This is a genomic window from Janthinobacterium aquaticum (genome assembly GCF_009208565.1).
GTDB lineage: Bacteria > Pseudomonadota > Gammaproteobacteria > Burkholderiales > Burkholderiaceae_D > Janthinobacterium.
The window spans coordinates 25742-49154 of the sequence record NZ_WFLK01000002.1 but is presented as its reverse complement, the minus strand read 5'-3'; the positions used below and the strand labels follow the sequence as shown (position 1 = coordinate 49154).

General features: G+C 63.4%; 17 protein-coding genes and 2 tRNA genes. 9 read left to right on the top strand and 10 right to left on the bottom strand.

Going from position 1 to position 23413, the window contains the following annotated elements:
* Window positions 1–126 precede the first annotated feature (126 nt).
* The 5 genes from GCM43_RS03175 to GCM43_RS03155 all read left to right on the top strand — a co-directional run bounded on the left by GCM43_RS03175 (window position 127) and on the right by GCM43_RS03155 (window position 5307).
* Window positions 127–1752, top strand: a complete 1626-nt coding sequence (locus GCM43_RS03175; protein ID WP_226929293.1) for a transporter substrate-binding domain-containing protein — start codon at window positions 127–129, stop codon at window positions 1750–1752.
* Window positions 1749–2429 (top strand): ABC transporter permease, encoded by a 681-nt coding sequence (locus tag GCM43_RS03170; protein WP_152242077.1) that lies wholly within the window; start codon window positions 1749–1751, stop codon window positions 2427–2429. The genes GCM43_RS03175 and GCM43_RS03170 overlap by 4 nt, the downstream gene beginning before the upstream one ends.
* Before the next feature lie 108 nt (window positions 2430–2537).
* Window positions 2538–3584: a hypothetical protein gene (locus tag GCM43_RS03165; RefSeq protein ID WP_152242076.1), complete on the top strand. Its 1047-nt coding sequence runs from the start codon at window positions 2538–2540 to the stop codon at window positions 3582–3584.
* A 94-nt stretch (window positions 3585–3678) separates the two neighbouring features.
* A complete protein-coding gene (locus tag GCM43_RS03160) occupies window positions 3679–4608 on the top strand; it encodes a hypothetical protein (RefSeq protein ID WP_152242075.1) in 930 nt (309 codons plus the stop codon).
* A 66-nt stretch (window positions 4609–4674) separates the two neighbouring features.
* On the top strand, window positions 4675–5307 hold the full coding sequence (locus GCM43_RS03155; protein ID WP_152242074.1) for a carbonic anhydrase: 633 nt from the start codon (window positions 4675–4677) through the stop codon (window positions 5305–5307).
* A 15-nt stretch (window positions 5308–5322) separates the two neighbouring features.
* Here GCM43_RS03155 and GCM43_RS03150 read toward each other — a convergent pair whose 3' ends face one another.
* The 5 genes from GCM43_RS03150 to GCM43_RS03130 form a co-directional block, all read right to left on the bottom strand.
* The gene (locus GCM43_RS03150) at window positions 5323–8283 is read right to left on the bottom strand and encodes a sensor histidine kinase (RefSeq protein ID WP_152242073.1); all 2961 of its coding nucleotides are present in this window, start codon (window positions 8281–8283) and stop codon (window positions 5323–5325) included.
* 101 nt (window positions 8284–8384) lie between these two features.
* Window positions 8385–8936 (bottom strand): hypothetical protein, encoded by a 552-nt coding sequence (locus GCM43_RS03145; RefSeq protein WP_152242072.1) that lies wholly within the window; start codon window positions 8934–8936, stop codon window positions 8385–8387.
* 332 nt (window positions 8937–9268) lie between these two features.
* Window positions 9269–9706, bottom strand: a complete 438-nt coding sequence (locus GCM43_RS03140) for a (R)-mandelonitrile lyase (protein WP_152242071.1) — start codon at window positions 9704–9706, stop codon at window positions 9269–9271.
* A 1-nt stretch (window position 9707) separates the two neighbouring features.
* Window positions 9708–10478 carry a carboxymuconolactone decarboxylase family protein gene (locus GCM43_RS03135; RefSeq protein ID WP_152242070.1) on the bottom strand — a complete coding sequence of 257 codons (771 nt, stop codon included), beginning with the start codon at window positions 10476–10478 and terminating at the stop codon, window positions 9708–9710.
* Between the two features lie 158 nt (window positions 10479–10636).
* Complete coding sequence (locus tag GCM43_RS03130) at window positions 10637–11524, bottom strand: LysR family transcriptional regulator (RefSeq protein ID WP_152242069.1); 888 nt, start codon at window positions 11522–11524, stop codon at window positions 10637–10639.
* Window positions 11525–11653: 129 nt separating this feature from the next.
* Between GCM43_RS03130 and GCM43_RS03125 the strand changes: the two genes are divergently transcribed.
* A tRNA-Ser gene (locus tag GCM43_RS03125) sits at window positions 11654–11746 on the top strand.
* Window positions 11747–11914: 168 nt separating this feature from the next.
* Here the strand turns inward: GCM43_RS03125 and GCM43_RS03120 are convergent.
* Window positions 11915–13315 carry a sensor histidine kinase gene (locus tag GCM43_RS03120; RefSeq protein WP_152242068.1) on the bottom strand — a complete coding sequence of 467 codons (1401 nt, stop codon included), beginning with the start codon at window positions 13313–13315 and terminating at the stop codon, window positions 11915–11917.
* Window positions 13308–13991 (bottom strand): response regulator transcription factor, encoded by a 684-nt coding sequence (locus GCM43_RS03115; RefSeq protein ID WP_152242067.1) that lies wholly within the window; start codon window positions 13989–13991, stop codon window positions 13308–13310. The genes GCM43_RS03120 and GCM43_RS03115 overlap by 8 nt, the downstream gene beginning before the upstream one ends.
* A gap of 177 nt (window positions 13992–14168) precedes the next feature.
* Between GCM43_RS03115 and GCM43_RS03110 the strand changes: the two genes are divergently transcribed.
* Genes GCM43_RS03110 through GCM43_RS03100 form a run of 3 tightly spaced genes read left to right on the top strand, consistent with a single transcriptional unit; the run spans window position 14169 to window position 19955 of the window.
* Window positions 14169–15308 (top strand): efflux RND transporter periplasmic adaptor subunit, encoded by a 1140-nt coding sequence (locus GCM43_RS03110; protein WP_319636932.1) that lies wholly within the window; start codon window positions 14169–14171, stop codon window positions 15306–15308.
* The gene (locus GCM43_RS03105; RefSeq protein WP_152242066.1) at window positions 15301–18405 is read left to right on the top strand and encodes an efflux RND transporter permease subunit; all 3105 of its coding nucleotides are present in this window, start codon (window positions 15301–15303) and stop codon (window positions 18403–18405) included. Before GCM43_RS03110 ends, GCM43_RS03105 begins: the two co-directional genes overlap by 8 nt.
* Complete coding sequence (locus tag GCM43_RS03100; protein ID WP_152242503.1) at window positions 18405–19955, top strand: efflux transporter outer membrane subunit; 1551 nt, start codon at window positions 18405–18407, stop codon at window positions 19953–19955. The genes GCM43_RS03105 and GCM43_RS03100 overlap by 1 nt, the downstream gene beginning before the upstream one ends.
* 277 nt (window positions 19956–20232) lie before the next feature.
* Here the strand turns inward: GCM43_RS03100 and GCM43_RS03095 are convergent.
* The 3 genes from GCM43_RS03095 to tilS form a co-directional block, all read right to left on the bottom strand.
* Window positions 20233–20325 (bottom strand) — tRNA-Ser (locus GCM43_RS03095).
* Window positions 20326–20436: 111 nt separating this feature from the next.
* A complete protein-coding gene (locus tag GCM43_RS03090) occupies window positions 20437–21684 on the bottom strand; it encodes an aspartate kinase (protein ID WP_152242065.1) in 1248 nt (415 codons plus the stop codon).
* 121 nt (window positions 21685–21805) lie between these two features.
* Window positions 21806–23221: a tRNA lysidine(34) synthetase TilS gene (gene tilS / locus GCM43_RS03085; RefSeq protein WP_152242064.1), complete on the bottom strand. Its 1416-nt coding sequence runs from the start codon at window positions 23219–23221 to the stop codon at window positions 21806–21808.
* Window positions 23222–23413 lie beyond the last annotated feature (192 nt).

Below are 23413 nucleotides of genomic sequence, written 5' to 3'. Positions count from 1 at the left end.
GCAAACTCACAGATTGTTTCATTGGTAAGACACCTCAAGGCGCTGCAACACCGACGTCGTTGCGCCAGGCGATGGGCTCGGTTAGCATGGTTGGCTGCACGCTAATGATGTTAAAAGACAATAAAGATGATCTGTAAGATAACGCTGTTGAACATCCTTGGCCTGGTCGCCGCATTGCTGCTGCCGTCACCAGCCCTGGCCGACCCCGCCGGCTCTACCAGCCCCACCCTCCAGGAAATACGCAAGAAAGGCGTGCTCCGCGTCGGCGTGAAGACCGATGCCAGTCCGTATAACTCGCTCAATGCAAAGGGCGAGGTGGTCGGCTTTGAAAGCGACCTGGCCGAACTGGTGGCCAAACGGCTGGGCGTGAGCCTGAAGAAGGTCAGCATCACGACCGAAAACCGCTTCCAGAAGCTGCTGTTGGGCGATGTCGATATCCTCTTGGCCACGGTGGGCGACACGGCCGAGCGGCGCAGGATGGCCACCGCCATCGAGCCGGGCTACAACGAAACCGGCGTCAACGTCCTGTTCAAGCCTGGCTATGCAGTGGACCAGTGGGAAAAGATACGCCAGACCACGCTGTGCGCCGTACAGGGTTCGTACTTCAACAAGCCGATGATCGAGCGCTATCTGCTCAATTTGCAAACCTACAAGACGGTGCGCGACGCGCAACTGGCGCTGCGCGACCGCCAGTGCACCGGTTTTCTCTATACCAACGGCGCGCTGCACAACACGCGCCTGTTGCCCGACTGGGCCGGCTACACCATGCCCTTGCCGAATGCGCTGATCACCTCGATGGCGATCTTTGTGCGCAGCGAGGAAAAAGGCAGCGAACTCGATCTGATGCTGGGCAATCTGATGGCCGAACTGCACCGCAGCGGCTGGATGCTGGAAACGGGCCGCAAGTGGCAGCTGCCCTCGACCACCTGGCTCACCGCACAGAAAGTGATGTGGTCGGCCACCAGCCCTGACGGCAAGCTCGACTGCACTCGCAACAAGAACGGCATGTGGATTGCGGCCTGCCGCACCACCGAATATGTGTCGAGCGAAGAGGTCAGCGGGCTGCAGGCGCTGGGCTTGCGCCTCAAGGAGCAGTTCGGCATCGATCTCAATTTCGTCTATGACCCGTATGACCGCACGCAATTCCTGCGCGGCCTGATGTACAGCATGCTGCTGATCGCCTCGGGCATTGCGATCAGCCTGTCGCTGGGCATGCTGGTGGCCACCACCGTGGACGAACGCGACGGCTGGCGGCACCGGGCGCTGCGCGTGCTGATGGCCTACGGCAGGATGACGCCGCCGCTGATCATGATGTATCTGATCTTCTTTGGCATCGGCGGCTGGACCACGCGCGAGTTTGGCATCAGCCTGTCGGCTTTTGCGGTGGCCACTTTCTGTTCGGGCTTTTATACGGCCGGGCTGGTCATGCGCGCGCTGCTCGAAGCGGCCGCGCACATCCGCAAGTCCGAACCGGGTTTTGTGCTGCGCTTTGCCACCCTGCGCCGCACCGAGCAGTTTGCCGCCTCGCCGATCAAGCAGTCGCTGATCAACCTGAGCAAGCAGACCATGATGGCCTCAGCCATTGCCATCCCCGAACTGCTCAGCGCCAGCAGCCTGCTGATTGCTGAAAAAGGCAATATTTTCCTGACCATGACAGCGCTGGTGCTGACGTTCTATCTGACCACCACCCTGTGGGCAAAAATCATCAATCGGCTTGAAGCGGCCGTGCTGCGCCGGGCGGTGCATCCATGAACGGCGAGACGCTCGATATACTGGCCACCTGGACCCCATTCCTGCTGCAAGGGTTCATGTGGAATATCGTGATCGCCATCTGCGCCGTTTCCCTGGGCACGTGCATCGGCGCGCTACTGGCGTGGCTGCGCGTGGCGGGCAGTCCGAAGGTGTCGCGCGGCGCGGCGCGCCTGTCGACGTTTCTCGGCGCCGTGCCCACGCTGGCGCTGATCTTTTACGTGGTATTCGTGCTGCCCAGCGATATCACGATTCCGCTGCTCGATGTCACCATCACCATCCCGCAATGGCTCAAGGCCGTGATTGGCCTGGCGTCGGCGCCACTGTCGTACACCACCGAGAGCCTGGTGGTGGCGCACCGCAACTGGAGCCGCGGCAATATCGACGCCGTCATGCTGTTTATTCCGTCGTGGATCAATGTGTTCCTGATTTCGTTCGGCGCCTCGTCCGGCGCATCGCTGGTCGGCGTCAGTGAGCTCGTCAGCCGCTGCAATACCGTCATTGCCGCCACCGGCACTGGCATGATGGTGCCGGTCTACCTGTATTGCAGCCTGTTCTTCGTGCTCACGTCGCTGTTGTTTACGATGCTGATCCGGAAATTCAAGCACTCGCAATTCATGCTGCGCATGCATGAAAAAATGACGCAAGCCCATGCGCTGTCAGTCCGTGCGGCGCCGTGAGAGGCCATGGATGCTGAAAAAATACTGCTGGCATTACTGCTTGCATGCAATATTTCAACATATCCGGGTTACAATAATTATTAAGTTTAGCGCAATACTCCGGCGTACTTGCCGTGCCGTCATCTCAAAGGAAAAACCATGCCTTATGCCTTAAGCCCAGCTCTCAAGACCGAACTTGGCACTGCACTTGCTCTGTATTATGAAGAAGCATTCGATGCTGGCACCCATGCGGCGCTTGACAGGATTGCACAGGCCGGCATGGGCACTATAACCGGCTACCTCGACCGCGCCAATGATACTTACGCCAACCTGAAAAGGAAATCCAAGGATAAATTTGGTGTGGCGTTCAAGGGACAACTGAAACTTGAACTAAACAGAATGTTTGCAAACAAGAACGATATTGCGAGCATTATGGTGGGGCTCGGCGAAAAGGCGCTGGTGGCGCTGGCCGAAAAGATTCCCGTGCCATTGCTCTCGACCGTGGTGGCCAAAGGCATTACTCTTGCGGCTGGCGAAGCGAAAGCCACACTGCATACACAGGCCACAGCTGAAGCCGACACCGCCCTGAACGCCAAGGCCGGCATTGAGGTAAGCCGCTTTTTTACCGACGATAACGAAGCAGCTGAACTGGTCAAGAAAAGCCTGGAGCAGTACAAGGACGTGTGCAAATACATTACGGCCTTGCCTTCGACAATCTCCACCTTTGACGATGCGGTAACATTCCCGATGGCAACTTTCAAAATCCAGAAGGCTGCCTCTGCCCTGAACGTGGCACTGACGCAGATCAATGATTATCTGACCGCCATGAGGTCGCGCACGGAAGCCATTTCCACCGTGGTTACCGGCTATAAACGTACGGTGCGCGAAAAAATGCCCGATGCCGCTGAAGACGTGTTGCAAAAGGGTTATGCGGATGCTTACCTCGCTGGCAAGACCGATATCGGACGCAATAAATACAAGGCGCCTCTCGCGCCAGTATTAAAGAAACCGGAAGGCAATCTGACCGGTGGCGCCACCCTGCTGGCAAGCTACCTGGCCCACGCGCTGGCACAGGGGTATTACGATGCAGGCAACGAAATGATGGCCGCGCGCCCACGCAGCAATGCCGTGGACATGAGCATGACGCGTCCGCGCAGCAACGCCATTATCCGCTAAGCCTGGAATCGAGATCGCTGCTGCTGATGCCGGCCATCATCACGATGGCCGGCCTACCCAAAATAGCTGATGGACTTTACCTTCCGGGGCGGGAATGACAGTTATCGTATATCAGTCACTGAATTCCAACAGCAGTTCGACGCATGGCATCAAGGCGAGCAATTCTCAAAACTTCACGGCGCTGACGCACGATCATTATTCCGGGCAAAATCTATCCGCTTTTTCGCTGATTCAGCCAACGCTCCCGACCGGCAGCCCCTATACGCCCGTATATGGCCCACCATCGAAGTTGGAACTGGCTCCGCAAGGTTATATGGCCAAAGGCAGCCACACCGACCAGCAGTTCCTGAGCATGGTAGAGGGCAAGGCAAGGCAGATGCACCAGACCCTTATACGGTTCAGCGAAAAATGCGATTTGATGGTGTTTGGAGAACTCGACAATACTCACTCGGACTGGAGCAGTTTGCAGTTTCACGCAGGGCCTTTTCTGAGCTCCACGTTTGGGCAGGCAAAAAGAGCGTGTCAATGCTTCAGTTTGCACTCTGAAAACAGCAACGTCTCCATCATTGCATCCGACACCAGCTGGGTGGCGGTCAAATGCATCGATATCATCGTGTTGTTTGTCCATGTGCCCAACAGTATTGCAGGCTCGCCAGACGCTCTGCTGATTTACTATAACGACATTAAAAACGAGGTAACCAATGCCAAAGGCGGCGGCACCATCGACCTGGTCATGGGTGATACCAATCAGAAAAGCGCAGGCGTGACGCCAGCCGCGCTGACCAAGGCAACTGGCTCGACCTTCATCGATGCCCATGCGGAAAAGAAAATCAATCCGTTCGACACCTACAATCAGTCTTTCTTCGGCACCAACTCCAAAGGCACGGAAAAATACGACGTCGCGGTCTACAACAGTCAGCGGATGAAGGCGCCGGAAGTCGTCTATCTTTCGCAATTCTCGCCAAATGACGAAGGTTCGGTCAACGCCATCACCGACCATATGGGCGTGGCGGTCAAAATCTGAACGCAACCGACACAAAGTCGCAATCGCGGCGATAATAATGGTCTCGATTATGACAATAGAACAACTATGAAAGATATCATCAAGGGCTTTCTGCACTTCCAGAAGGAAGTCTTCCCCACCCGCGCCAAACTGTTTCGCCAGCTGGCCGGCAAGCAGGAGCCGAAAACGCTGTTTATTTCCTGCTCGGACAGCCGCATGGTGCCCGAACTGGTGACCCAGCAGGACCCGGGCGGCCTGTTCGTGATACGTAACGCCGGCAATATCGTGCCCTCCTACGGCCCGGAACCGGGCGGCGTCAGCGCGTCGGTGGAGTATGCGGTGTCGGTACTGAAGGTGCGCGATATCGTGATCTGCGGCCACTCGGACTGCGGCGCCATGACGGCCATTGCCAAATGCACCTGCCTGGACAATATGCCTGCCGTCGAGCACTGGCTGCGCCATTCCGATGCCGCGCGCGCCATCAACCAGTCGCGCCAGTACGACAGCGAACGCGCCCGCATCGACGACATGGTGCGCGAGAACGTGATTGCCCAGCTCAACAACATCCGCACCCACCCTTCCGTGGCGCTGGCCATTTCCAAAGGCGAGCTGCACCTGCACGGCTGGTGCTATGACATCGAGTCGGGCATGATCGACGCGCTCGACGAGCGCAGCAATACCTTCGTGCCGCTGGCCGACCACCCTGCGGCGCAGGACTGAGCAGGCGTTTCTGACTCAGTCATAAGCCAGCCGCGCACCGACCAGCAGCGTGACCGTGGTGCCGCTGCCGGCGCGGCTGTCGAGCAGCAAGGTCGCGCCGATGCGCTGGGCGCGCTCGCGCATGCCGTCCAGGCCCCAGTGGCCCGGGCGGCGGCCCTGCTGGCGCACGCCCTCTTCCATGCCGGGGCCGTGGTCGCGCACCACCAGCTGCAGCTGCGCGGCAGCATAACTGAGCTCGACCTCCACCGCCGCGCCGCCGCCATGGCGCGCTGCATTGAGCAGCGCTTCCTTGCCGATGGCCAGCGCCTCGAACTTGGCCTGCGCGCGCAGGCAGCGCGTTGGGCCGTCCACCTTGAGCGAGAATGCAAAACCATGCTGGGCAGCGAGCGCATGGCCCGCTTCGCGCAGCGCATCGCCCAGTTGCACCGCAGCGTTATCGGCCAGGCGCAGATCGTGCACCTGGTCGCGCCCTTCGTCGACCAGCGCCTGGGCGGCGTCGAGCGCCGTGTCGATCTGCTGCTGCGCCGGCGCGTTGTGCGGCAAGGCGCCCTTGATCAGGTCGAAGCGCAGGATCAGGGCCTGCACGCTTTGCAAAAAAGTGTCGTGCAGCGTGCGCGCGATACGCTGGCGCTCGAGCAGGCGTTCGTGCGTGCGCTCGGCAATGCGCGCCGTCAGCTGCGCCAGGCGCGCCAGGTAAGCCAGGTACAACACGCCCAGCACGGCGGCCGCGCAGGCCAGCTTGAACCACAGCGTCTGCGTCGGCGACGGCGCAATGGAAAACGCCAGCGTGGCCGGTTCGCGGCCCCAGACGCCGTCCTCGTTGGCCGCCATCACCTCGAAGCGATAATCGCCCGGCCCCAGGTTGGTATAAAAGGCCTGGCGCCGCGCGCCAGCTTCACGCCAGTCGCTATCCTGCCCGTCGAGCCGGTAGCGAAAGCGCACCCTTTCCGGTATCGACAGGGCAGCCGCCGTAAAATCGACTTGCAGATTGTCGGTATGCTCGGGCAGGCGCACGCCATTGCGTAGCGCATGGCTGTGCCGGTCGGTCTTCAGCGCCATGATCTGCGGCGTCGGCGGCAAATGGTTGCGAACGATCCGCGCCGGATCGACCCGGCCAACGCCGCCCATGGTGGCGTACCACAGCGTGCCGTCAGGCGCTTCGGACAGGCTGTTCAACGGCCGGATGGTGCTGGGCAGCCCCTGGTGGCCATCGAGGTAGTCGAAGCGCTCCATCGGCATCGCATTACTGCCCTGAGCCGCTGCGGCCAGCGCAGCGGGATCCAGCCGCACCAGGCCGTCGGCGCCGTGCAGCCATAGCTCACCGCGCGCCGTTTCCGCCATGCCGGATAAGTTGTACAACGGTGCACCATCGCTGCTGGCCAGGCGCACGAAGCGCTCGCCGACCAGTCTCGACAAACCCTCGGTGCCGCCGATCCACAACTGCCCGCTGCGGCTGGACATGGAGAGTACTGTGCCGATATCGACGCCGTCGCGCTGGCCGTAGCGCCGTATTGTTGCGCCATCGAGAACAGCTATCTGATTGCCCGGGTAGCTGAACCAGATACGACCCTTTGCATCGGCATGCAGCGCCACTGCCGGCAACGCCGCCAGCGCCGCATGGCCGCCCCCGGCCTGCCAGCGGCCGTCCTTCCAGGTGCGGATGCCCACGCCGGCCAGCGACACCCACAGCGTACCATCGCCACCCCTGGCCAGCGCCTGCACTTCCGTCTTGCCGGCATCGGCTGGCAAGCGAATGGTGGCCGTCTGCGCACCACGCTGGTGGTGGATCAGGCCATTGCCGCCAAACCAGACGCTGCCGTCAGGATCGCGCAGCGTCGCCGTCACGCTGCGAAACGGCGTCGTGCTGCGCTTGCCGTCTTTATCGATGGCCAGGCTGCGGCCATCAAAAGCAGCGCTGGACGCCCGGTTGCCGATCCAGGCGGTACCGCCGCCATCGACGACCACGCTCAGGCCACCGATCATGCGCGGCGGCAGGGTCAAGCTACTGAGGCGTGCCGGACGGATCTGGTCGACGCCCTTGTCGGTAGAAAGCCAGAGGTTGCCCTCGCGGTCGACCAGGTCGGCATAGACCATCTTGCCGCTAAGCTGGTAAGGCACCGAAAGATCGTCGCCGACGATCAGACGCAGCCCCTCTTCTGTGTTGAGCCAGACGCCGTCATGGGCATCGCGTGAAATATTGACCGGCGCATTGCGCATGCCAGCTGGCAATGACAGCGGCTTGACAATGCCGGCAGCAGGATCGTACAGGTGCATGGTTTGTGCATTGTCGACCAAAATCACCTGGCCATCATTGCGGCGCAGCGCATATTGCATGTCACCGAGCGCCACCGCCAGCTTGAACAGCGGCGCACCGCCAGCGCCGCGCGCACCGGTACTGCGATAAACGCCGCGGGCCTGCAGCGCCAGCAGGCTGCCGTCGGTCAGCGCAATCAGTCCCTTGACCGGGCCGGCCGGAAAACCATCGGCAGGCGAGACCAGGCGCCAGCGCTGCCCGTCACGCCACAGCAGGCCTGCCGATGAACCTAGCCAGACCGTGCCATCGCCAGTGGCAGCGATGGCGTGGATAGAGCGTGCCGGCAAGCCGTCGGCCGGGCCATAATGGCGTACCTTGCCATGCTCGAAGACGCTGGCGCCGCCAAAACCATAGCCCACCCACAGCGCATCGCCGACGACGCCGACCACATTGGTATTGGAAGAAAGCAGTTTGTTGCCGTCGACTTCGTCGGTGGTCTGGAAACGCGCGCCATCGAAATGCACCAGGCCGTTACTGGAGGTAAACCACAGCATGCCGCGACTGTCCTGGGTAATGCCATACGCCGCCGCCGGCGCGCCGTCCTGCCTGGCCCAGCTCTTGTGATACAGCGCCGTCTGCCCGGCCATTGTCTGCGCAGCGCGCGCCTGCACGCTGGCCGTGCTGCCCAGCGCGACCAGGATTACCCACCATACTGCCTTCATGCCGTTCCCTTGATACGGTTGCAAAACGGCTGCAACAAAGAGGCGAGTATAGCGAAAACCAGGAAAGCGACTGAAAGTCGGTTGAAAAACCTTTGCCGGGGCTATGGATTCTGCATTTCAATGCGGTTGTTCTGATAGGCCCACTTGGTATAGGGGCCGAACACGCGCAGGTTTTCCTTGTCGGTCGACAGGCGCTGCTCGCGCTTGTATCGACGCAGCAGCGCCGGGTCGGTCAGCGGCGCCGTGGTCGGCTTGAACACATCGCGCCGCACGCTGGCCTTGGCATCGGCACCGCGCGAAATCATGGTCAGCGTGCGCGAGGCAGGATCGAAATACAGGCGCATCGAATCGGTGTTCATGTCCTGCAGATACACACCGCCGTCACGCTTTTGCGCATAGAAAAAGTCGCCGCACACGGCTTTCGGCTCGCGCTTCCATTCGCAGGCAAACACGATTAGAAAATGCTGCGCGTCAAGCGGCGTAATGCCGATGCGCGCCTTGGTGTAGCCCCAGGTGCTGGCCGGCACGGTGGTCGATGAGGCAAGGTCGTAGTTGCCGCTCAGATCGGGAGCCGCTGCGGCAGCCTGGGCTGCGGCATTGAGGCTGAACAGGGTCAGGCTGGCTGCCAGGACGGTACGCAAGATATTGGGCATGGCTTAAATAATGATGATAAGAAATTTATTATAGCCATGCCATGCAAAACATGGCGCAGGCTCTAATGCCGCTAAGTTGGCGGCCCGGCGCCACAAGCACATCAATAAAGTCAACAACACTCCAGACGCCGGCACAGGAGCACCGGGCCAAGCGGGGCTGAAAAATGTCGAGGGCAAGGCGCAGCGACGAAGACAGTACGAATGTACGGCGAGGAGCTGCAACGCCGCCATCGGCATTTTCTCAGCCTCGCGTCTTTGGCCCGCCATTTTTCGCCTTGCGACTTCAATACCGAAAAAAGCTTAACTTAGCGGCATTAGGCGCAGGCTCGCGCTTATTGGTGCTCCGGCGTGCCATGCGCATGCCACTCCGCCACCGGACTCAGGTAGTCCTCGTCAGCCACTTTGTCGAGCCAGACCACGGCCACGCCATCGAGCGCTTCCTGGATCGCGATATGGGTCATGGCGGTGGTGGCGGTGGCGCCATGCCAGTGCTTGTGGCCGGGCGGGCACCAGATCACGTCGCCGGCGCGAATTTCCACTTTGCCCTCGCCTTCGCACTGGGTCCAGCCGCAGCCGCTGGTGACGATCAGCGTCTGGCCCAGTGGATGGGTATGCCAGGCCGAACGCGCACCCGGCTCGAAGGTCACGCTGGCCGACGACACGCGCGCGGGCGCGGCGGCGGAGTGATGCGGATCGATGCGCACCGTGCCGGTAAAGTAAGCTTCCGGTCCCTTGACCGATGGCTGCGAGCCAGCTCGTTTGAGTTCCATCTTATTCCTTTCGCTCGGTAGTTCGTTTGATAAAGACTTCCTTGAAGACCGGCATGGCGGAAAACACCGGCGGCCAGCCGGCATAGAACGCCAGCTGGGTCAGCATCTCGCCGGCCTGCGCCTGCTGCAGGCCGTTGTCCATGGCGCGATCGAGGTGGTAGCCGATCTGCGCCGCCTGGCCTGAGGCCACCAGCGCGCTGACCGTTACCATGCTGCGATCGCGCGGCGCCAGGCCGGGACGCAGCCACAGCTGGCGAAACAGCGCCTCGGTGGTGTACTGCACCACGCCGGGCACCACTTCGCCGAAGTTCTGCTGAACCATGCTGGCGCGCGCCGCCTCGGCCTGTTCATCGAGCGCCAGCAGCGCGACCTCGGCCGACGGCAGTTGAGCGCTGTCGATATGACGCGCGGCAAATACCGGCTGCGCTGCCTGCACTGCGGCCATGGCATTCGGCCAGCCGCTGTAGAACGCCAGGTGGGTGATGATTTCCGCAATCTCGCCCGGCTTGACGCCGTTGTCGAGCGCCTGTTCCAGGTACGGCGGCAATTGCTGCGGCTGGTTCTTTGCAATCAGCGCCGCCAGCGTGACGATGCTGCGATCACGCGGCGACAGCCCCGGACGCTGCCACACTTCGCCCAGCAGCAGATGCTCGTTGTAGTACGCCAGCGCAGGCGCGACCTTCCGCACGTCGCTCGCATCGGGAGCAGCATCGGCGCTGCCGCATAGTACGGCTGCCGTGGCTGCCGCCAGGGCACGCTGTTTATTGTCCATAGTGTTCCTCGCTTATTGGCTGTGATTGGCTGTGATTGACTGTGGCAAGGAAGCAATATAGCTGTCAGGCAGGCGTGCCGGTAGCGGGCGCGCGCTCACTACCGATATGAGAAAATCTCATGAATCATCGAGGCAATTGAGGTAATCGGGCTAATCGATCAGAGGCGCAAGGCGTCCAGCACCAGCGCAAACGCCGCCGAGCTCTGGCGGCGGCTGGGATAATAGAGGTGGTAGCCGGGATAGGTCGGACTCCAGTCGTCGAGCACGCTGCGCAGACGCCCTGCCGCCAGGTGCGGCGCCGCCATGTCCTGCGGTAGCCAGGCAAAGCCATGGCCGGCCAGCGCCGCCTCGAGCTTTTGCGGGGTGGTGCTGAAGATGCACTGGCCGTCGACCCGCATTTCAACCGAGCGGCCATCTTTCTGGAACTCCCAGGCCGATACATTGTCATACGTGGGCAGGCGCAGATTGATGCACTGATGCGCGGCCAGGTCCTGCGGACACTGCGGCACGCTGCGCCCTTGCAGGTAAGCTGGCGCCGCCACCACTACCATGCGCAGCGGTTCCGAGATGCGCATGGCGATCATGTCCTGCGCCACCTGGTCGCCCAGGCGCACGCCCGCATCGTAGCGTTCGGCCACGATGTCGATCAGGCCGTAATTGATATTGAGTTCCAGCTTGATATCGGGATAGCGCGTCAGCAGCGGCGAGAGTTTGGGCCACAGCACGGAACTGGCCGCGTGGTCATGCGTGCTGATGCGAATGGTGCCAGCCGGCTTGTCGCGCCCCTCGCTCAGCATCAGCAAGCTGGCCTCGATGCCCTCGTAATGCGCTTCGAGCGAGGCAATCAGCCGCCCCCCCGCCTCGGTCGGCGCCACCCCACGCGTACTACGCGCCAGCAGCCGCACGCCAAGCTGCTCCTCGAGCGTGCGCAAGGTGTGGCTGAGCGCCGATTGCGACACCCCCAGCTGCAGCGCAGCCCGCGTAAAACTGCGCTCGCGCGCCACCAGCAAAAATACCTGCAAATGATTGAAGTCAGTCTTGGCCATGGCGCAGTGTACACCGCCACCCGGCACAGTTCGTTCCGTGCCCGTCTTGACCAAACGCCATTGGCCCTATACTATGTCGCTCGTCTGCACCATGCAGTTAATGGACAGACATGGTTAAGCAATTGACCTGGAGACGTGGCCGAGTGGCCGAAGGCACATCCCTGCTAAGGATGCATACGGCTTATACCTGTATCGTGGGTTCGAATCCCACCGTCTCCGCCAGAACAAACAAAAAAGCCTCCCCTGCGGGAGGCTTTTTTGTTTGTGGAGGACGGAGCCGATGGGATTCGAAGACAAGCGCCCTAGCGGGCGCGCAGGCTCTTCGAATCGCCCATCTGCCGCGCTAAGCGCGGCCCCGTTGGCCGCGCAGCGGCCAACGCCGTACCCATATCAGATCTTTGCGACCGGCACCCACATCAAAAACCGCGCCCCACCCGTCGCCGCATTGACAGCATCAATCCGCCCCCCGCAAGCCTGCATGATCGATTGCGACAGCGCCAGTCCCAGGCCAACCCCATCAACCTCGCCGGCGCGCGCGCTGCTGCCGCGAAAAAAGCGCTCGAACAGGAAAGGCAGGTCCTGTTCGGCAATGCCCGGCCCCTGGTCCTGCACCGACAGCATCACACCCGATTCGCTATGCTCCAGGCGCACCGTGACATGCCCGTCGGCCGGCGAAAACTTCATGGCGTTCTCGAGCAGGTTGCGCAACACCAGGCTGACCGGCGCGCGGTCCACCTGCACCGCCTGCGCCAGATGGTCTTCCAGCACAATGGCAATACGACGCTCGGCAGCAGGGCCGCGCAGGCGAGTGACGGCGTCACTGGCCAGCGAGGCCAGCGAGGCCAGTTCGACCTGGGCCAGCTGCTGCCCCGCGTCGAGCCGGGCCAGCATCAGCAGCTCTTCAACGAGCATCGTCAAGCCCCCTACTTCGGCCAGGCATGAGCGCAAGACGCCAACATATTCTTCATTCGAGCGCGGCCGTCGAAGCGTGATCTCGATTTCCGTGCGTAGCCGCGACAGCGGCGAGCGCAGCTCGTGCGAAGCGTCGGCAGTAAAGCGGCGCTGCGCTTCAAAAGCCTGCTCGATGCGCCCGAGCATGGCGTTGAGCGTATCGACCAGATGGCCGATCTCGTCGTCGTGGCCCGGATGCGGCAGGCGCCGGTCCAGGCTGCTGTCGCCGATCTTGCGGGCCTGGTCAACGATGTTTTCCATCGCCACGAAGGTCTGGCGCGACAGGCGCGCACCGGCCCAGCCCACCAGCGCCAGCAAGGCCGTCGCCATCACTGCAAACAGGATGGCCGCCGACTGCAGTATCTGGTCCGCGTCGTCGAGCGAGCCGGCCACCTGCACCGCGTAGCGATGGCCATCGACCACCACCGGCACCGACACCATGCGCAGCGGCTCCTCGCGCACGTCGGGCAAGGTATCAAAAATCGTCTCGCCGGCCGCCAGCTGCGCCTGCAATCGCGCCGGTACCGGCAGCTTGTCGGCGCCCAGATTGGCGCTGCGCGCCAGCACCCGGCCATTGCCGTCGATGATCTGCACCAGCCGGTCGAGCCGCGTCAGCGACAGCGGCGCGCTGCCAGCGGGCGATTCATGCACCTTCACGACGGCGCCGCCGGCGTCGCTCAGCATGCCCACTTCGGTGTCGGCCAGCGCCAGCAGGGCCGAATCGAGCTGGCCGCGTACCGAGCGCGACAATTGCCACCAGCCCGCTGCGGCTGTCACTCCCACCGTGGCCACCGTGGCCAGCAGATGGATCAGTACCAGCCGGCGGCGCAGGCTAAGCATCGGCCGCTCCGGGCGCCGCCAGGCGAAAACCGCGTCCGCGCACGGTCTCGATCAGCGGCGCAGAGCCGGCTGCATCGACCTTGCGACGCAGGTTTTTCATGTGCACGTCGATCAGGTTGTCGATGGCGATCAGATCAGCGTGCCATACCTGTTCGGCCAACTGCAAGCGGCTCACTACCTCGCCGGCATGCTGCACCAGGAAGTCGAGGATCGCATATTCCTTGGGCGTCAGGTCGAGGCTGACGCCGCCGCGGCGAACCGCATGCGTCTGCGCATCGATGCTGAGGTCAGCCACCTGCACGCGCACCGGCGCCGGTCGCGCTGCGCGCCGCAGCAAAGCGCGCACGCGCGCCAGCAGCTCGTCGAATTCAAACGGCTTGGTCAGATAGTCGTCGGCGCCGGTATTGAGCCCGGCGATGCGGTCGGCCAGCGCATCGCGCGCCGTCAGCATCAGCACCGGCAGGTGCTGGCCGCGGCGGCGCCATTCGCCGCATAGCGTCACGCCATCCTTGCCCGGCAACATCCAGTCGAGGATGGCCAGGTCGGCGCGCGCCAGCGCATCAGGCTCCACCTCCTGCGCCCGGTGCGCCACCGTGACCGCGTAGCCCTCCTCTTCGAGCCCGCGGGCCAGCAGGCGCGCCGCCTTGTGATCGTCTTCTACCAACAAAATGTGCATGATCGCCCTTTTCCTGACTGCCCGAGTATAGCAGCGGCGCCGCAAGCCTTTTCTGAAGAACAATTCAGGATGCAGTGCAGCATGTTTCTTTACCATGGCGTCACTTCCAGCCTTTCCATAGTTATAGCGTCCCCGACGGGTGACGCTGGCTGCGCCATGCCGCCGTTCCGGAGAAACATGATGAAAAAAACCACCATTACCAAACCGATCCTGCTCACCACGCTGGGCCTGGCCACCCTTGGCCTGAGCGGCTGGAGCCTGTACGGCGCGCACGCCGGCCAGGCGCCTGCCGCCGACGTGCCGGCCCTGGTGCATGAAGGTGAACGGCTGCGCATACCGGAACAGTCTCCGCTGAGGCGGGCGCTGACCATCTCGGCCATCGACACGCAGCAGATCGCCGCGCCCTTCACGCTGCCGGCGCTGGTGGAAGCCGATCCGGCGCGCCTGGTCAAGCTCACTTCGCCGCTGGCCGGGCGCATCGTCAGCATCAGCAAGCAACTGGGCGATGAAGTCAAGGCGGGCGATGTGCTGTTCAGTGTCGACGCGCCGGACATGGCGCAGGCCGGCGCCGACAACGCCAAGGCGCAAGCGGCGCTGGCGCTGGCACGGCGCAACCTGGCGCGCCAGCGCGAGCTGGCGCAGTCGGACATTGCCGCCGGGCGCGATGTCGAACAGGCCCAGAGCGATTTCGACAGCGCCAGCGCCGAGGCATCGCGCGCCGGCGCGCGCCTGGCGCAACTGGGCGCGCAGGCAGGCGGCGCTGCCGGCGGGCGCATTACCGTGCGCTCGCCCATTGCCGGCCGCGTGGTCGATCTGTCGGCCGCCGCCGGCGCCTACTGGAACGACGCCACCGCGCCACTGATGACGGTAGCGGACCTGTCGCACGTGTTCATCAGCGCCAATGCGCAAGAGAAAAACCTGCCGCAGCTCTACGTGGGTCAGCAGGCCAGCATACAGCTCGACGCCTGGCCACAGCCGGTGAACGGCCAGGTGCGCTACATCGGCGAGATGCTCGATGCCGATACCCGCACCGTCAAGGTCCGCATGCCGTTCGAGAACCGCGACGGCCGCCTCAAGCCCGGCATGTTTGCCGAAGCCACGCTGCTGGCGCGTCCGCACGACGGCCTGCTCGTGCCGATGGCCGCCGTGATCCAGAGCGGCTTTGCCAGCCGCGCGTTTGTCGAAGTCAAGCCATGGCAATTCGAAGCGCGCGAATTGAAACTGGGCGCGCAGATCGGCGAACAGGTCGAAGTGCTGTCCGGCCTGAAAGCCGGCGAGCGTATCGTCACCAAGGATGGAGTGCTGCTCAATGATTGATCGTCTGGTTACCCTGTGCTTCAACCGGCGCGGCATCGTCACGCTGATTTTCCTGCTCGTGGCGCTGTATGGCGGCTACTGCTGGACCCAGCTGCCGCTCGAAGCCTATCCCGATATTGCCGACGTCACCTCGCAAGTGGTCACCCAGGTCAACGGCCTGGCCGCCGAAGAAGTCGAACAGCAGATCACCATTCCGCTCGAACGCGAAATCATGGGCACGCCGGGCATGCACGTGATGCGCTCGAAGTCGACCTTCGGCCTGTCGCTCATTACCGTGGTGTTCGAGGACGGCGCCGAAGACTACTGGTCGCGCCAGCGCCTGCAGGAACGCATAGCCGGCGTCACGCTGCCGTATGGCGCCCAGCCGTCGCTCGACGCGCTCACCTCGCCGATCGGGGAAATCTATCGCTATACGCTGGAGTCGAAAAGCCGCGACCTGCGCGCCCTGTCCGAATTGCAGCGCTGGGTGGTGATCCCACGCCTCAAGCAGGCCAGCGGCGTGGTCGATGTCGGCAACTTCGGCGGCCTGACCACGCAGTTCCTGCTTGAATTCGATCCGGCCAAGCTGTCCAAGTACAACCTGTCGCTGGCGCAGATCACGCAGGCCATTGCGGCCAACAACGCCAATGCCGGCGGCAGCATCCTGACGCGTGGCCAGCAGGGCCTGGTGGTGCGCGGCGTGGGCCTGATCCACAGCCTGGACGACCTGGGCAATGTCGTCGTCACACAGAAAAACGGCGTGCCGGTGCTGGTCAAGGACTTGGGCAATGTCACGCTGGGCAACCAGGAGCGCCACGGCGTGCTGGGCAAGGACAAGGTGTCCGATACCGTTTCGGGCATCGTGCTGCTGCTCAAGAACGAAAACCCGTCGCGCGTGATCGCCAACGTGCACGCGGCCGTCGACGAGCTCAATGGCCACCTGCTGCCCAAGGACGTCAAGGTCGTGCCCTATATGGACCGCAGCACGCTGGTCGACGCCACCGTGCACACGGTCGGCAAGACACTGCTCGAAGGCGTGGTGCTGGTCACGCTGGTAATGGTGCTGTTCCTGGGCAGCCCGCGCGCGGCGCTGATTGCGGCGTCGGCCATTCCGGTGTCGCTGATGGTGGCTTTTATCCTGATGCACCACTTCAAGATTCCGGCCAACCTGCTGTCGCTGGGCGCCATCGATTTTGGCATCATCGTTGACGGCGCCATCTTCGTGCTCGAAGCGATCCTGCGCCGGCGCGAAGAGCAGCCCGAAGGCCTGCTGTCCGGCGGCGACTCCATGCAGGCCACGCTGCAGGTCATGCGCCCCACCTGCTTCGGCATGCTGGTCATCATGGTCGCCTACCTGCCGCTGTTCGCCTTCCAGCGCATCGAGTACAAGCTGTTCTCGCCGATGGCCTTTGCGGTCGGCTTTGCCCTGCTCGGTGCGCTATTGATGACCATCATGCTGATTCCCGGCCTGGCCTACTGGGCGTTTCGCAAGCCGCGCAAGATTTTCCACAATCCGGTGCTGGGCTGGCTGATGCCGCGCTACGAAGCGCTGCTGCAGCGGCTGGTCGGCAAATCGAAGCTGGTGCTGGCCATTGCCGGCGCCACGCTCGCTGCCGTGGTGCTGGTGGGCAGCAGCATCGGGCGCGACTTCCTGCCGTCGCTCGACGAGGGGTCGATCTGGCTGCAGGTCACGCTGCCACCGGGCATTTCGCTGACCAAGGCCACGCAAATGGCCGACGCACTGCGCGCGGCCACGCTGCAGGAGCCGCAGGTGGCGCATGTGGTGACGCAGCTGGGCCGCAATGACGAGGGCACCGATCCATTCACCCCATCGCATATCGAATGCGCAGTGACGTTGCTGCCCTACGACCAGTGGCCGTCCGGCATGAGCAAGCAGGACCTGATCGACAAGCTGTCGGCGCGCTACAAGCAGCTGCCGCGCACCGATGTCGGCTTTTCGCAGCCGATGATCGACGGCGTGCTCGACAAGCTGGCCGGCGCGCACAGCGACCTGGTGGTCAAGGTGTATGGCGACGATTTCCACGCCACCCGCAAGCTGGCCAGCCAGGTCGAACACCTGCTGCGCACGGTACCTAGCGCAGCCGACGTCATTATCGACCAGGAGCCGCCGCTGCCGCAGGTACGCATCGACGTCGACCGCGCGGCCGCCGCCCGCCTCGGCATCAACGTGGCAGACGTGATGTCGCTGATCCAGACCGGCATCGGCGGCAGCGCGGTCACGCAGGTGTATGTGGACGACCGCAGCTACGACGTGGCGGCTCGCTTCAGCGGTCCGACCCGCAACGATCCGCAGGCGATCGGCGACCTGGTGCTGAACGCGGCCAACGGTGCCCACGTGGCGCTGGCGCAGGTGGCCCATATCCGCCTGGCCGAAGGCGAAACGACGATCACGCGCGAGATGAACCGGCGCCATCTGACAGTGCGCACCAATCTGCGCGGACGCGACCTGTCGTCGTTCCTGGCCGATGCCCAGGGCCGCATTGCGCGTGAAATCGCGTACGACCACGCGCGCTACCAGATCACCTGGGGCGGCCAGTTCGAGAACCAGCAGCGCGCACAGGCGCGCCTGGCGGTGATCGTGCCGGCAGTACTGGCACTGATGTTCGTGATGCTGTTCTCGGAATTTGGCAATCTGCGCCAGCCTGGGCTGATCCTGCTGGCGGTGCCGCTGTCGCTGCTCGGCGGCCTGGTGGCGCTGCAGCTGCGCGGCATGACCCTGAACGTGTCGTCGGCAGTGGGCTTTATCGCGCTCTTCGGCGTGTCGGTACTGAACGCGGTGGTCATGCTGGCCAACCTGAACCGCTGGCGCAAGCTGGTGCCGGGCGACTTGCGCACCGCCGTCATTACCGGTGCGCGCGAGCGCGTGCGACCGGTACTGACCACCGCCACCGTGGCTGCGCTGGGCCTGGTGCCGGCAGCGCTGGCGCATGGCCTGGGCAGCGATGTCCAGCGGCCACTGGCCACCGTGGTAGTGGGCGGCCTGATCACGGCCACCATCCTGACGCTGGTGCTGCTGCCGGCCATGTATTACCTGATCGAAGAACGTGCAGCGCGCCGGGCCGCTGTTGCCGATGCACCAGAAGGAGAACACGCATGATGACAACAATCACGCTCAACTGCAGGGGCGCCATCGTCCGCGCCGCGTCCGGAGTGGCCGCGCACGGGATCGCTTTCAGCTCGGCCCCGGCCGCAACAGCGCTGTCGCTCGCGGTGCGCCTGCTGGCCGCAGTGCTGGTGACAGGTTGCGCTGCCGGCCCCGACTTCGTGCGCCCGGCAGCGCCCACGGTCAGCCGCTACACGGCCGAACCGCTGCCGGCAAGCACCGTCTCGGCGCCGGTCGCCGGTGGCCAGGCGCAGCACTACATCGCAGGCCAGGCCGTCAGCGCCCAGTGGTGGACGGTTTTCGGTTCGGCCGAACTGAACCAGCTGGTCGCCACTGCCTTGCAGGCGAGTCCTGATCTGCAGGCGGCCGAAGCGGCTCTGCGCGCCGCCAGCGAAACGGCAGCCGCGCAGCGTGGCGACGTGTTGCCCAGCGTCGACCTGCAGCTGCAGCCTGGCCGCCAGCGCGTGGCCGGCACGCTGTCCAGTCCGCTCACTTCGGGCAAAAACCTGTACACACTGCATACCGCGCAATTGAACATCGGCTACACGGCGGACGTTTTTGGCGGTGCGCGCCGGCAGATCGAAGCGGCCGACGCCCAGACCGACCTTGCGCGCTACCAGCGCGAAGCGGCGCGCCTGACCCTGACCACCAGCGTGGTCAACGCCGCCATCGGCGAGGCCGCGCTGCGTGCCCAGATCGAGGCGGTAGAGCAGCAAGTGACGATGGCGCAGCAGCAGCTGGGCGCGGTGCGCCGGCAACAGCAGGCCGGCCAGATTGGCGCGGCCGACGTTGCGGTACAGGAAGCGGCGCTGGCGCAAGTGGAAACAACCTTGCCGCCCTTGCAGAAACAGCTGGCCCAGCAGCAGAACCTGCTGGCCACGCTGGCCGGCCACACGCCGGGCGAAGCCATGCCGCCGCGCTTCGACTTCGGCGACCTGGCGCTGGCGACCGAACTGCCCTTGAGCCTGCCGGCGCAGCTGGTCGAACAGCGCCCCGACATCCGCGCCGCCGAAGCGCAGCTGCACGAGGCATCGGCGCAGATCGGCGTGGCCACTGCGGCGCGCCTGCCCGGCTTTGCGCTGACCGGCACCCTGGGCGGCACCGCGCTGAGCGCCGGCACTCTGTTCAAGGCCGGCACCGGCTTCTGGAGCATCGGCGCTGACCTGGCGCAGCCGCTGTTCCATGGCGGCGCCCTGCTGCACCAGCAGCGCGCCGCCGAGGCAAATTACGACCAGGCCGCAGCGCAGTACCGCAGCACCGTGCTGACCGCCTTCCAGGATGTGGCCGATACGCTGCACGCCATCGACGCCGACGCCCGCGCACTGCGCGCCGCCGCCGCAGCCGAGCAGGCCGCCAGCAAAAGCAGGCGCATCGCCGAGCGTCAATGGCAACTGGGCCTGACAGGCTACCCGCCCGTGCTGCTGGCCAGCCAGGCCTGGCAGCAGGCGCATCTGGCGCTGATTCAGGCGCAGGCCAGCCGCTATACCGATACGGTGGCCCTGTACCAGGCACTGGGCGGCGGCTGGCAGCACGGTAGCGACTGAGTCAAGGGCGTGCCGTACGAGGCAGAGCGCCAGGCTTTGCTGTGGGGGGGGGGGCGTCAGTTGGGGAAGGGGTACAGGCGGGGGCATATGACGTGCTAGCCGCAAATATGGGTTACGGCGTTGGCCGCTGCGCGGCCAACGGCGCCGCGCTCGCGCGCGGCAGATGGGCGATTCGAAGAGCCTGCGCGCCCTTCAGGGCGCTCCGTCTTCGAATCCCACCGGCTCCGTCCGTCACAAACAAAAAAGCCTCCCGCAGGGGAGGCTTTTTTGTTTGTTCTGGCGGAGACGGTGGGATTCGAACCCACGATACAGGTATAAGCCGTATGCATCCTTAGCAGGGATGTGCCTTCGGCCACTCGGCCACGTCTCCTAGCTGATTACTCAACTATGTCTTCCTGCCTGAAAGCTGCAGAGCAGACGACCGCCATAGTATAGACCATGACCGCTTTGGTCAAGCCAACTTGGCGGTTTTTCGCAAAATTTATGCGTTTTCCAGGCCGAAGGCCTTGTGCAGGGCGCGCACGGCCAGTTCCATGTATTTCTCGTCGATCAGCACCGAAATCTTGATTTCCGAGGTCGAGATCATGCGGATATTGATGCCCTCTTCCGACAGGGTGCGGAACATTTGCGAAGCGATGCCGACATGGCTGCGCATGCCCACGCCGACGACCGACAGCTTCGAGACCTTGTCGTCGCCGGTAATGCTGGCTGCGCCCAGTTCTTCGCGGTGTGCTTCGAGCACGGCCATGGCGCGCTTGTATTCGCCGCGCGAGACGGTGAAGGTGAAATCCGTTTTACCGTCTACCGACTGATTCTGTATGATCATGTCGACCTCGATATTGGCGTCGGCCACCGGTCCCAGGATGTGGTAGGCCACGCCTGGACGGTCGGGCACGCCGAGCACGGTGATTTTGGCTTCGTCGCGGTTGAAGGCGATGCCGGAGATAACTGCTTGTTCCATATTGGTGTCTTCCTCAAACGAAATCAGGGTGCCCGAATTGGCTTCGATCTCCAGCGGCAGCAGCGGGTCGGTCAGCGACGACAGTACGCGCGTGGGCACGCGGTAGTTGCCGGCAAATTCAACCGAACGGGTCTGCAGCACTTTGGAGCCCAGCGATGCCAATTCCAGCATTTCTTCAAAGGTGATGGTCTTGAGGCGGCGTGCCTCGGAAACCACGCGCGGATCGGTCGTGTAGACGCCGTCCACGTCGGTAAAGATCAGGCATTCTGCTGCCTTCATGGCAGCAGCAATGGCGACCGCCGAAGTGTCGGAGCCGCCGCGGCCCAGGGTGGCGATGTTGTCGTTTTCGTCGACGCCCTGGAAGCCGGTAATAATCACGATTTTGCCGGCATCGAGGTCGCGTTTGACTTTTTCGTCATCGATCGACTGGATGCGGGCCTTGGTAAAGGCGGAATCGGTTTTGATCGCGACTTGCCAGCCAGCATAGGATACGGCTTGTTTGCCGATCGCCAGCAGTGCCATCGACAATAGGCCGACGGACACTTGTTCGCCTGTCGAGGCGATCATGTCAAGTTCACGCGGATCGGGTTGATCCATGATTTCCCTGGCCAGTCCAATCAAGCGGTTGGTTTCGCCCGACATGGCAGATGGCACCACCACGATTTGATGCCCGGCGTCGTGCCACTTGGCAACGCGCTTGGCGACATTCTTGATACGGTCAGTCGAGCCCATCGACGTACCGCCATATTTGTGGACGATTAAAGCCATAAGAGTGAAGTTTCCGCTCAAGAAGAATAAAAAGGGGACTTTACTTTACATGTCGCAATGCAAAATAACAAGCGATAAAGCGCATGAGCTCATACCGTATCCGCATATGAAAATAACCGTTTCATGCAGTCCAGCGCAGGCTGACCCGTGGGCGCTCCGGCAAACCGAGGCAATGGCAATCGTGGCCGATGCCGGCCGCAAACAGCAATTGTTGCGCCGCACACACAAGCGGCAGACGCTCGCGTTCCCAGGCCGGCACATCAAAGGCCTGGTAATGCGCTTTCAGGCTGCGCGTAGGACGGTTGTGCGCCAGTTTCAGGCGCTCGCCACCCTGGCGAAAATCGATGGTCAGGGTTTGCGACTGCAGCCACTCGGCATCGATCCCTGCACCGCCCTCCTCCACCGCATCGAAATGCAGCACGCCGCCGTAGGCCGGGAATGCCAGGCTGGCTTCACCCTGCCAGCGGAACGTCTGGCCCGGTTTTTCCAGGCCGGGAATATCGATATCGCTCTTGTCGCGCATGCCGGCCAGGTCACCGAGCTTGGGGGTCAGGTGCAGGCGGTCGCGGTAGCGTCGCACATGGCATTCGGGATGCGTGACCAGCAACTGCGCATCGGCGCGCGCTTCGAGCAGCTGCGCCACCATTTCCACCAGCCAGGCGGTCGACGGCATGCGCAGGCCGCGCACATGGAACCAGTGGCGCAGCAGGTTGTAGTTGCGGTCCAGGCTCAGTGCCCGCAATTTGGCCAGATCGAGGCAGTCACCGTCGAGGCTGTCAGCCAGGTCCTGCTGCGCCAGTTCGGTCAGCAGGCGCTGGGCCGACTGCGCATGCTGGGCGCTGCGGGCAAAGCGCTCCTGGAAACCGGGAAAGGCCTGCGCCAGTACCGGCATCACTTTGTGGCGCAAGGCATTCCTGGCAAAGCGCGCATCGTCGTTCGATTCGTCGTGGATATGGGCAATCGCATGGCTGGCCACATAGGCCTCCAGCTGCTGGCGCGACACTGGCAGCAGCGGGCGCGCCATCACCAGTTCGGCATTGCCCAGCAGCTCGGGCGCGCTGTTGGCGCCGTCCATGCCCGACAAACCGGCCGTGCCCGAGCCGCGCAGCAGCTGCAACAGGACGGTTTCGGCCTGGTCGTCCTGATGATGCGCGGTCAACAGCAGCCTGGCGCCACGTTCGGCGCACATGGCGCCCAGCGCAGCATAGCGGCGCTTGCGCGCGGCTTCTTCGGTGCCGGTTTTCGGATTGGTTTCAAGCGTCACGCGGCGCGCCTCGAACGGCACGCCCAGCGCCGCGCACGCCTGTTCGCAGTGCGCCAGCCAGGCGTCGGCGTTCGGGCTCAGACCGTGATGCACATGCAGCGCGACCAGCGCCATGCCGTGTTCCTGCGCCCAGGCGTGGGCCAGGTGCAGCAGCGCCGAGGAATCGAGGCCACCACTGAGGGCAATGGCAAGCGTGCTGCCAGGCTGCGGCGCACAGGCGACCAGGGCGCGGGCAAAGATATCGGCGACGGTGGCGGTTTGGGGCTTTTTCATGGGATTTCTGAATGCAAAGAGGGACAGCGAGGTGGTACCTGGCTGTCCCTGGTTTTTGTTGAGCAACAGGAAAACTGTGATCTCAAGAAGGTAGGTCGGTAGGTCGGATTAGCCGGGCCGCGCAGGCCGCGGAGCGGCGTCATCCGACAACATCGTTGGCGCTACAGGTGTTGTCGGATTACGGCCTGCGGC